Here is a 737-nt window from a genome sequence, read left to right as displayed (position 1 = left end):
CGTTTCAAGCGTGCTTTCTACTCTCACGCCGGCACAAGTGGTTGAAGTGCTTCAATACCATGTTCTGGCAGGTGAAGTTTTGGCAACAGCAGCAATCGACATTGCTGGCGGTTCTGGGGATAAAACCGTAGCAACGGTAAACGGTGCTGATAGCAAGATCGCGCTGTCGCTCACCGGTTCAGATTTATACGTCAACACGTCCAGAGTCACGTCTCCAAACATTCTCGCGACCAACGGTGTCGTTCATGTGATCGATAAAGTATTGATTCCACCGAGCCTCACTGAGGATCGTTCCAACGAATCAATTACCGTAGAAGCGATCGCGATTGCAAACCCAGATACGCAAACTCTTGAAGATGCCTACGTCGCAGTCGGCCTGACAGGTGCGCTCGCGTCAACCGGCCCTTTCACCGTATTTGCACCGAACAATTCAGCGTTTGCGGATCTTTTAGCTGCGCAAAATGCAACCGACTTAAACGATTTGGTCACGAAGCTTGGTGGAGCCGCTGCAGTGGCTGAGATCATTAAACAGCACGTAGTACCAGGAGCAGCGATCGATTCTTTAAGCGCTTATGCAGCGAACGGTGGACAAGTGGACACGCTACGAATGAACACGGCGCTTCCTGTGACGATCGAAGACGGTGTCTTAAAAGTGGCTGGTTCCTCAGTGATCGCGACCGACGTTTACGGTAGCAATGGTGTTATCCACATCATCGATACTGTGATTGCTTCGGGCA

The 737-nt window shown here is 51.0% G+C and carries 1 protein-coding gene; it reads left to right on the top strand.

Annotated elements, in window-relative coordinates:
- Positions 1 to 737 (top strand): fasciclin domain-containing protein (locus A3750_RS23565; RefSeq protein ID WP_197475272.1); only part of this gene is annotated, 737 nt, incomplete at both ends.

The sequence above is a fragment of the Oleiphilus sp. HI0079 genome, from assembly GCF_001635105.1.
This window is presented reverse-complemented; position numbering and strand designations above follow the sequence as displayed.